Source organism: Paenibacillus senegalensis JC66 (genome assembly GCF_000285515.1).
In the GTDB taxonomy this organism is placed as follows: Bacteria; Bacillota; Bacilli; order Paenibacillales; family NBRC-103111; genus Paenibacillus_L; species Paenibacillus_L senegalensis.
The window spans coordinates 115650-124227 of record NZ_HE610964.1 but is presented as its reverse complement, the minus strand read 5'-3'; the positions used below and the strand labels follow the sequence as shown (position 1 = coordinate 124227).

The window sequence follows — 8578 nt, the reverse complement described above, 5'->3', positions numbered from 1 at the left end:
AATATTAGAAAACTAGTCATGGAAGAAGGACGAAGCGATGAATGTTTTTGTATATGGTGTGCTAGATAATGGGCAATGGTATTGGGAAATCACCTTCGATCTAAGGGCGGATTTCCTTTTTTGGCATGAGCGGCTGCAGGGTGCTTACCAGCTAATGCTGCTAGAGCCTGATTTATCGTTAGGACAAGCTATGTGGCTGAAAAATCAGTTGGCGGCTAGTTCGAGACGTGCAGCCAATGCGACCAACGATAAGTGGAGGGAAGAAATCCAGCGCACATGGGAGAGCGGGCCCTACAGCAGGTCGGCACTGCCGGCTCCGTTTAAATTAACTTTAATTAAAAAGGGGAGAAATGACGACATAGTAAGTATAGGACTTCATAATCACAACGGAGACAAAAAAGAGTTTCAAAAACTACTGGACAAGCTGCAGGGGCGATCTTTATTGTTGGAGGAATGGAAGCAGCTTCAGCAGACGCAAGGCTTGCAATGGAGTGAAGCGACTCAACGATATTGCTTACAGACAGCTTATCTTCGGCAAACCATTCATCTGCTGCCGGGGATTAAGCGGATAGAACGAGCAGCGTGGGGTAAATCTACCGTCCAGTACCAATGCCAGCGCTGTGGGAGCAGTCAGGAACGGATGCATTGGTCGCATTGTCACCAATGCAGAGAATTATGTCCTTATTGTGAAGAGTGCTTGACCATGGGGCGTGTGCGTTCCTGCTCTATGCTTATTCAAGGCCAGGCTTCACAGGAGGATAAAGATTATGCACATCAAGGCTCCATGGTAACTCCGGAGCTGAATTGGAAGAAGCATTTGGTGGCCTACTGGGGATTGAGTCCTGCACAGACGGAAGCTTCTTTAGCCGGTCTGCGGTTTCTGGCCCAAGATCGCAATAAAGACTCGCGAGAGCATTTTGCGAAGAGAAACAAAGGGGCACAGCATTTTTTAATATGGGCGGTTACAGGTGCCGGAAAAACCGAGATGATCTTTCCTCTGTCAATCAGAACGCCTTTTAATTAGGTGTTTGTAGGAAATAAATAATGTTTATGCTCACATTTTGACCACATTCTTCATAAGTCTGCTGAATTTTTGAGCAGCTCCACGTTTCATTGTTTTAGTCACATGTAGATATACAAGCCTTGTGGTTTTGTCATCTTTATGCCCTAACCTCTCCATGATCTCTTGAAGAGTGGCTCCCGCTTCAGCAAGTAGTGTAGTGTGAGTGTGACGGAGCGAATGGGGGGTTAAGGTTGGGTTTAGTTTTGAGAGCCCTAGAAGCCGCTCCATGCGTTTTTCTATAGTTTTTTGAACTAATGGGTACCCAGGGTAGCGCGAGCCTATATTCGGGAATATAAACCCTTTGTCGTAGAATTTCAGTCTATACTTCATTTTGGTTATATTTAAATGCCTACGATGATCTTCGAGTAATTTTTTAATCACTTCATCGAATTCAATCAATCGTATACCGGCTTCTGTCTTAGGCGGAACAAGGTTATACTCTCTAGTGTTATTTCTCACGTTATCATATGTTTTAGTGATGCTAATGGTCATGTTCTCCATGTCTACATCTGTCCATTTTAATGCTATTAGTTCACCCACTCTCAAGCCTGTATATGCTAAAACCATGAAAATAGGGTAGTCAAAATCCCTGCCTTCAACCTTAGCAGTTTCGAGAAATTTAGCTAAATCCTCTTTTTCCAGATATTTAGGGATATCATTGAAATTTTCGATATCTTCGACTGTTCTTTGGTGTCGTGGCACTTTTGAATAATCGGTTGGGTTTATTTTTAATAAATTGAGTTCCACCGCTCTTCTGAAAATCATTTTAGCAGTAGCGTGAATGCTGACTATCGTTTCGTTTGCTAATCCCTTATTCTTCAGATCAATTAACATGCTTTGATAAGCTGCTCTTGTTATTCCAGTTAGTTTAATGGCAGAGAAATAAGTAAGTAACTTATTAACCCTGGTTTTTCTAACTCTTACACTACCTGGTTTTACATTACCAACAGATTCGTAATATTCCAACCATTCTTTTGAAAACTCTGCAAAAGACTTATTGCATACTTTAACATAAACCCCGTCTGCTACTTCTAATTCAACACGTGCAGCTGCTGCTTCCGCTTCCTTTTTTGTTCTAAAACCACCCTTAGTCACTTGGTTCCTTTGACCAGTAACGGGATCTCGATCAATATCCACCGTATAGTACCAAGTCTTCCCTCTCTTCCTGATATAGGCCATATAAGATATTCACCTCGTAATTTAAATTCTAAATTTATTATTTGTATCTAGGAAATAATAGAGATAGCATTTCAACTATTCGTTGTGTGTCCTCCTTATCTAAAGGGTACCCATTGTATTTCAGATCGGTTTTTTTGAGTATATCTATTAAGTCTTGCATTTTTGTTATTTCTTTTTCGGCTAGATCTTCAAGTAAAAAGTGAATCGCAAGGACGGCCATTGATTTGTCGGTAATGGGGCCGTCATGGTCAACCTCTAACATAAGATCAATAAAACTCTGTGGTGTTAGGATGAAGTTGTCTCCAAACTTGTTTTTAGCTATCTCAGAAATATTTGCAATGTCATTGCTGATATCGGGTTTAAATTCCCCATTCTCAGTCAGAATGGACAGTACTTTTTTCACCTCTAATGCTAGGGTTGAAGATAAAAGGTTTGGATCTAAGTCTTTTAAAGTGTTTAAGTGGTCTTTCAACGAACCTAAATCCTTTATCTTCTCAGCAGCCTCTAAATACCCGGCCTTTTCCATGAGGTCTTCGTAAGAAATATCTTTCAAATGTTTGGAAATAGCCTTTATTGTTTCTGGCGAGGGTCTTTGTACACCTGCTTCAATTCTGGAAAGAGTAGCCGATGAAATACCGACTTTATCCGCAAATTGCCTCTGACTCTTAAACCCATTTGATCTTCTGTGGCGTTTTAGTATTTCTCCGAATTCTTGGTTATTCAAGTTTATCTCCTCCTAAGGTAATACTATACCACCAATGTTGCGTGCACGCAATTATATTTATCAAAAACACATAATAGTGTTGCGGGCACGTATAAATAGATGGTATATTTGTGTTGCGCCGGCGAATCAATAATCAGCGAAGAGGGGTTGGATATGGATAAATACACCATCAGGTTAAACGTTAAAGAGTTTATGAAAGCTCAGATTGACAAAGATATCGCATCTGATGTAGAGCTTGCTAAAAAACTTGGAGTAAATAAAACACAAATATGGAGAGCGAAACTACCAGTTGACGATCCTAGACATAACTCTCCAGGACCAGCATTTATAGCTGGTGTTCTGAAGGTATTTGGAGGGCCATTCGAACGTTACTTTTTTTGGACAAAGTGATGCATGCACGCAATAAAACTTCGTGATTTTATTAGGTAGACGTAAAGGAGCGCTGAAAATTGAGAGAAAAAATAATTAACGCTGCCGACCTTCCGGATGTTTGCACTCCGCAAATTGCTGCCGATTTTCTTGGAATCTCTCGTAGTCGTATTTACGAGTATTGCCAGTTATCGCCGGAAGCAAACGGAATACCGAGCTATACCATCGGCGGGAGCCGCAAAATCGACAAACAAGACTTGCTTCAATGGAAAGAAGCTCAAAAGAAAGCTGCCCAGACCAAGTTTCTAAGTTAGGCAACGCTTATACCGCAAAGGAGGAAACCCAAAATGAACATTCGTACTGAAAACTGGCTTGGTCACGAAATCAGATTTGTCGAAAAGGAACCAGGTGACTGGATGGGTGTAATTCAAGATATTTGTACAGCCTTGGATATCAAAAACGCCTCCCAAGCCGCAAAAAGGTTGCGACCTAATCATAAGGGTGTATGCAAAATATATACCCCTGGCGGAGAGCAAGAAATGCTTTGTGCTAATGAGTTCGGAATTTATAAGCTTATCCTTCGAAGCAATAAGGACGAATCGGAAAAATTCGAGGACTGGGTATTTGAAGTAATTAGTACATTGCGAAAATCATCCGGCCTTGAAGGCTTCCAAATCTTCCGAATGCTTGACAAAGAACACCAAAGAGAAGCTATGGGGAAACTGAAAGATTCCCTGCAGCAGCCGGTTCGGGTGGATTTCATCAAAGCAAATACCATTGCCAATAAAGCGGTGTCCTCCAAATACGGATACCCCAAAATGATCAAAAAGGGCGACATGTCCCCTGAAATGTTGGTGGAGCGGCAATCTATCTTAGAAGACACTGTTGACCTAATGAGCGTGGCTGATAAGTTCCATTTACCGATCAAAGTAAGCGAAGCGGTATATGGGAAATACGTCCAATAGGAGGTTTCCATGACCCGCAAGCAACTAATCCAAGAAGCCCTTCTCTTCATATTCTTGTTCCCGCTGTTTGGACTTGCTCTAGTTTGGATGGCTTACTTATTCCAGTGAAAGGGGTGAACAAATTGCACATTAAACGGATTAAGTTTTTTACACGCAAGGCTGCAGAATACGCAAAAGATCGGCGTCCACGGCATCAGCGCAATCGGTATAGATACTCGCGGCTTATGGAGTATAAAGCAGCACTGAATGAACGGCTGCAGGTAGAACGTAAAATTGCGCTGAGCTGATTAATCAGCCAACAGGGGAGTTATAGAGAGTTTCTACTCCACCATTTTGTGGAGTCCTCAAAGTTGAGGGGTGAGATCAGCCGGGCAAAACTCAAAATGATTTATTGCCATTAATCAAAAAAGGAGCAGGGTAATGCCAACGGATAAAGAACGAGCTGCAGCTTTTGATATGGAATGGGGAATTATCAAAGATAAACTAGCTCAAGGTGTCAATGGCGTAGAATGGCTGGTGCTTAATGATAATCCAAGGGACCATGTTAAGAAAGCTTTGGGCGACTGGTTTGGAATACTTAAGGCTTATGGAATCACTGAAATGAATGACGCCGAAAGAGTCATGCAGGACGCTCTCATTATGGATTCTGAGACATACTACAAAACCCATGAGTTTAACTGGTGGGTGGCCGTTCGCTACACCCTGACCTATCTTCATTTGTTGAAGAAGTACAACTACGATCGGTATTTCAACTTCATGCAAAGCTTGGAAAAAAAGATTAATCAAGGAGGCGGAAGTCATTAAACCATATGATCAGCTATTGAGACTTGGCCGGGCACTTAATAATCACCAAAAAGCTAGCGCGTTTGCTAAGGAACATCCGGAATTAATAATCTCCCTTGTGGAAGATGCAGAAAAGGCTATTCAATGGACCAGTGTACAGAATTTTTTCAGCCTTTTCCCACCAATTAAGAGATACAAGGATGATGGAACCTGGTGTTTCAAATCAACAAAACAAATGATTCAAGAAGATATGGGGGATAAGTTCGGAAAAGACGACCTTAAACTGCTGCTTTCCTCAAAATGCTACGAAAACAAATTTATTCATTTAGTCGGATTTGCTTTTATGGTAGCCGCTTCAGAGCTTTACGAAAGGCACACAGGTCAAGATATTATGGATGGTTTTCTAAAGTAAAGGGGGAACAAAAATGAAAAGTCCAGTTTTATTTGAAGGCCAGCATGAAGTAATGATTTTATTTCCTAACGATGTGACATTCCCGTTTGAGGGGGATTTCATTATCCGAGCAAAAGATGTGGCGGCCATTCTTGAATACCGCGGGAAGACTGCAACAAGTAATGTCCTTAAGTTCTGCAAAGATGAACACATCTATCATGTATCTGATTCTAACCTTTTGAATCAGAAGGTTAGAAAACTTCACAGCACAGGAGAAAAGTTTATCTCTAATTTTTCACTTAACCGGGTGCTTGGACAATCTAATCAACCTAAAGCAAGGCCGTTTCAGAATTGGTTGTATGAGGACATGCTTCCATCAGTCCAACAAACCGGCTCCTACACCATCCCAGGACTTATTGAGCCCGACCTACTTCATTTCAAGAAAGAAGCCTATATGGTGGAAATTGCGGCTAATGTGCTTAGGCTACCGGATAGCGGCAGGTTAAAGCTGCTAGGAGACTTCAACAAAGCGCACCGCTTGAATGTTCCCTTACCAGGATATGCAGACGAGCCAATCACCGAATCAGCCACTGAACTACTTAAAAAGAACGGCATCGGGATGCAAGCTAAAGAGTTTAACAAACTGCTGATAAAGCATGGTTATCTCGAAGAGAAGGAGCGACCTTCAAAAAAAGGTGGTACAAAGCTGTTCAAATCACTAACGGAATCAGGTTTGGAATTTGGCAAGAACATTATTAGCCCTAACAATCCGCGAGAAACAGCACCACATTATTACCCTGATAAATTTCCGGAATTACTCGAAATCATAGGACTGTAATTATGAGTCGCAGTGATGTAAAACAGGCAAAGAAAAATCCGCTTTCCAAGTCTTGGCGGACACAAAGCGGATAACACATTGGGAAGGGAATATACCCTTGCAGGCATTATACATAAATTATTGACTTCAGGCAAGGGTTTCCCTCTCCCTACTAAAAAAGGAGAGATTGGACTTATGGGAGATTATATTTCAATGGTTGAGCGGGGCAAGCTGGAAGCAGCTTATAACAATGCAGAAGGGAACAAGATCCAGACCCAGGATGAAGTTATTTTTGAACATGGAATGTTGACCGTTTTAAAGGAGATCGCCAGCTTAAAGTGCCTACAAATGAGTGAAGCAATAGACGGCGGTCCGGATAATCCAGTTTTAAGAAAGTCTGAAGAGAGGGCGTCAGAGCTACGCGAACATCTGGAAGCAGTACTTCCAGAAGATGAAATCAATTTGCTGGAAGACTACACAGACGCTATGTGGTTAACCTGCACAGACCGTTCTTATCACGCTTTCATCCTTGGATTCATAGAAGGTTATCGCTTTTTGAAGGAAGCTAAATGCTTACATGGGGGTGCTTTCTTTGAATAAGAAAATGACAGGGGATGAAATCTGCGAGATTGTTACAAATATGAGAAACACTATGGTGAAGTTTGTCAAAGAAGGAGAAATAGGCCGTTTTTTTAGAGAGCTTGATCTTTTTTTGAGAAGCACTCAAGGATTATCCATTGAACTTAAATATAGCCTCATTCACTTGTTTTTAAAATGGCTTGCCATGTGCAGCGTAGAAAAAACGCACTGTAACGAAAAAGTAGACATAAATACCTTTAGTTCTTTCGAGAGCGGGTCATATGGAATTCGCCACATGTGCACCAAATGCGGGCACGTTGAGGAATACACCAATAAACCCATAGAAAGCGGGGCTGCTCAATGATAGAAACATTGCTATTAATCCTTGCCATTCTTAGCTTGATGATCATCTTCGTCATCCTCTATCAAGATAAGGAGATTAAGCGGTACAAGCAAGATTATAAAGCTGCTCAGAAGTCCTACAAGCTGGCCTACGACACGTTTGTTATTGCTAGAGATGAATTGCATATATTTCAAGATTTCATCGCACACAAGGGCTTGCAGATGGAATATGAGCATTTTTGGCAAGAGAAGAAGCTGAAGAAGTACCTTGAGCAGCAAAATGAACTGAAGGGCGGGGAGATGGATGCGTCTTAGATTGGAAGAAATTATTAACATCAAATTTAATGAGTTAGTAGAACGCATGGTTTTTTTGCAAGACGGTATTACCGAAATGGAAGACTTAGAAGACGATCGGTATAAACGGCTTACCATCTACTTGTTAATGAAACAGGAGCTTGAACAGATTTATGAGCTGATGGATTTCACCCAAAAATTAACTGAAGCCATTAAAGAAACATCCTAATTGAGGTGATTCCGCGGATGGTAAACCCTCAAAAAGAACATGGATACGTAGGCATAGCAAACGAGATTTGGGACGAGGTTATCCGCAGGAATTTCACCAAGCGCCAGAAGGACATTCTAATGTTTATCTGGCGGCTCTCCTACGGGTGTAACCGTAAAGTTGCCCACATTCCAAAGCAGAAGGACTTTGAGCTTTGCGGTATTAGACAAGGCCACATTAAGGCAGAATTGGAGCATTTGATAGATTCCAAGGTGATCCTTTTTGACAAGGAACAAAAGAATTACCAGTTTAACAAGAAATATGACGAATGGGATCTATCGCCAGTTAGTCAATGGGACCAAGAACGATTTAGAGAGCTTCTTCACCTCAATTTATCCCAAGCAAAAAAGAGCAAAAAGACAGTCAGAAAAAGCGAGGAAAAAGTTACTGAAACAGGAAGTTATGAGGGTGTGAATTCAGGCAAAAAAAATTACCAAAACAGTAACTTTTCAGAAGATGAAAACTTACCAAAACAGGAAGTTTGTAAAAATCAAAAACTTACTGAAAAGGGAAGTTTAGAAAATAAAAACTTACTGAAAAGGGAAGTCGGACTTACTGAAAAGGGAAGTTTGACCCTTCCTAAACGCTTACGGGGCAAGGCTTTGCGGCTCTCTAAAAAAGGTTTAAAAATAAAAAGATTAAAAAAGAAATAAATACGTGCGTTTTCGATTCATTTTGGAGTGTATATCCAAGGCGTGTTCGGAAGAAAGAAGCGAAGGGTATTTGGGATCGTTTGATCAAGAAAAAAGTTGATCCAAATTTGCTCATTCAGTGTGCTAAAAATTACGCCATTCACTGTGAACG

Annotated in this window: 14 protein-coding genes; 12 read left to right on the top strand and 2 right to left on the bottom strand. The window is 41.2% G+C overall.

Going from position 1 to position 8578, the window contains the following annotated elements:
- Positions 1-37 precede the first annotated feature (37 nt).
- Complete coding sequence (locus PSHG_RS29690) at positions 38-1024, top strand: helicase (RefSeq protein ID WP_010278916.1); 987 nt, start codon at positions 38-40, stop codon at positions 1022-1024.
- Positions 1025-1054: 30 nt separating this feature from the next.
- Here PSHG_RS29690 and PSHG_RS24090 read toward each other — a convergent pair whose 3' ends face one another.
- Together PSHG_RS24090 and PSHG_RS29685 are read right to left on the bottom strand one after the other, a co-directional pair.
- Positions 1055-2242 carry a tyrosine-type recombinase/integrase gene (locus PSHG_RS24090; protein ID WP_010278913.1) on the bottom strand — a complete coding sequence of 396 codons (1188 nt, stop codon included), beginning with the start codon at positions 2240-2242 and terminating at the stop codon, positions 1055-1057.
- A 37-nt stretch (positions 2243-2279) separates the two neighbouring features.
- Positions 2280-2966: a helix-turn-helix domain-containing protein gene (locus tag PSHG_RS29685; RefSeq protein WP_010278910.1), complete on the bottom strand. Its 687-nt coding sequence runs from the start codon at positions 2964-2966 to the stop codon at positions 2280-2282.
- A gap of 153 nt (positions 2967-3119) precedes the next feature.
- On the opposite strand from PSHG_RS29685, the gene PSHG_RS24080 reads away from it, so the two are divergent.
- The 11 genes from PSHG_RS24080 (at position 3120) to PSHG_RS28910 (ending at position 8427) form a co-directional block, all read left to right on the top strand.
- Positions 3120-3356: a hypothetical protein gene (locus PSHG_RS24080; RefSeq protein ID WP_010278907.1), complete on the top strand. Its 237-nt coding sequence runs from the start codon at positions 3120-3122 to the stop codon at positions 3354-3356.
- A gap of 59 nt (positions 3357-3415) precedes the next feature.
- Positions 3416-3649, top strand: a complete 234-nt coding sequence (locus PSHG_RS24075; RefSeq protein WP_010278905.1) for a helix-turn-helix domain-containing protein — start codon at positions 3416-3418, stop codon at positions 3647-3649.
- A gap of 33 nt (positions 3650-3682) precedes the next feature.
- Positions 3683-4300 (top strand): phage repressor protein, encoded by a 618-nt coding sequence (locus PSHG_RS24070; RefSeq protein ID WP_010278903.1) that lies wholly within the window; start codon positions 3683-3685, stop codon positions 4298-4300.
- Positions 4301-4720: 420 nt separating this feature from the next.
- A complete protein-coding gene (locus PSHG_RS24055) occupies positions 4721-5104 on the top strand; it encodes a hypothetical protein (protein ID WP_010278899.1) in 384 nt (127 codons plus the stop codon).
- Between the two features lie 16 nt (positions 5105-5120).
- Entirely contained in the window at positions 5121-5495 is a 375-nt protein-coding gene (locus PSHG_RS24050) for a hypothetical protein (RefSeq protein WP_010278896.1), read from the top strand.
- A gap of 13 nt (positions 5496-5508) precedes the next feature.
- The gene (locus PSHG_RS29680) at positions 5509-6312 is read left to right on the top strand and encodes a BRO family protein (protein ID WP_010278893.1); all 804 of its coding nucleotides are present in this window, start codon (positions 5509-5511) and stop codon (positions 6310-6312) included.
- A 174-nt stretch (positions 6313-6486) separates the two neighbouring features.
- Positions 6487-6891 (top strand): DUF6809 family protein, encoded by a 405-nt coding sequence (locus PSHG_RS24040; RefSeq protein WP_010278887.1) that lies wholly within the window; start codon positions 6487-6489, stop codon positions 6889-6891.
- The gene (locus PSHG_RS24035; RefSeq protein WP_010278882.1) at positions 6884-7234 is read left to right on the top strand and encodes a hypothetical protein; all 351 of its coding nucleotides are present in this window, start codon (positions 6884-6886) and stop codon (positions 7232-7234) included. The genes PSHG_RS24040 and PSHG_RS24035 overlap by 8 nt, the downstream gene beginning before the upstream one ends.
- Entirely contained in the window at positions 7231-7527 is a 297-nt protein-coding gene (locus tag PSHG_RS24030) for a hypothetical protein (protein WP_010278879.1), read from the top strand. The genes PSHG_RS24035 and PSHG_RS24030 overlap by 4 nt, the downstream gene beginning before the upstream one ends.
- A gap of 1 nt (position 7528) precedes the next feature.
- Entirely contained in the window at positions 7529-7735 is a 207-nt protein-coding gene (locus PSHG_RS24025) for a hypothetical protein (protein ID WP_042122770.1), read from the top strand.
- 17 nt (positions 7736-7752) lie between these two features.
- Positions 7753-8427 (top strand): replication protein, encoded by a 675-nt coding sequence (locus tag PSHG_RS28910; protein WP_010278873.1) that lies wholly within the window; start codon positions 7753-7755, stop codon positions 8425-8427.
- The last annotated feature ends 151 nt before the right edge of the window (positions 8428-8578 follow it).

Excerpts from the sequence above, each read along its gene's own strand:
- PSHG_RS29690 (WP_010278916.1), top strand. The coding sequence starts at position 38 with ATGAATGTTTTTGTATATGGTGTGCTAGATAATGGGCAATGGTATTGG.
- PSHG_RS24090 (WP_010278913.1), bottom strand. The coding sequence starts at position 2,242 with ATGGCCTATATCAGGAAGAGAGGGAAGACTTGGTACTATACGGTGGAT.
- PSHG_RS24080 (WP_010278907.1), top strand. The coding sequence starts at position 3,120 with ATGGATAAATACACCATCAGGTTAAACGTTAAAGAGTTTATGAAAGCT.
- PSHG_RS24070 (WP_010278903.1), top strand. The coding sequence starts at position 3,683 with ATGAACATTCGTACTGAAAACTGGCTTGGTCACGAAATCAGATTTGTC.
- PSHG_RS24055 (WP_010278899.1), top strand. The coding sequence starts at position 4,721 with ATGCCAACGGATAAAGAACGAGCTGCAGCTTTTGATATGGAATGGGGA.
- PSHG_RS29680 (WP_010278893.1), top strand. The coding sequence starts at position 5,509 with ATGAAAAGTCCAGTTTTATTTGAAGGCCAGCATGAAGTAATGATTTTA.
- PSHG_RS24040 (WP_010278887.1), top strand. The coding sequence starts at position 6,487 with ATGGGAGATTATATTTCAATGGTTGAGCGGGGCAAGCTGGAAGCAGCT.
- PSHG_RS24030 (WP_010278879.1), top strand. The coding sequence starts at position 7,231 with ATGATAGAAACATTGCTATTAATCCTTGCCATTCTTAGCTTGATGATC.
- PSHG_RS28910 (WP_010278873.1), top strand. The coding sequence starts at position 7,753 with ATGGTAAACCCTCAAAAAGAACATGGATACGTAGGCATAGCAAACGAG.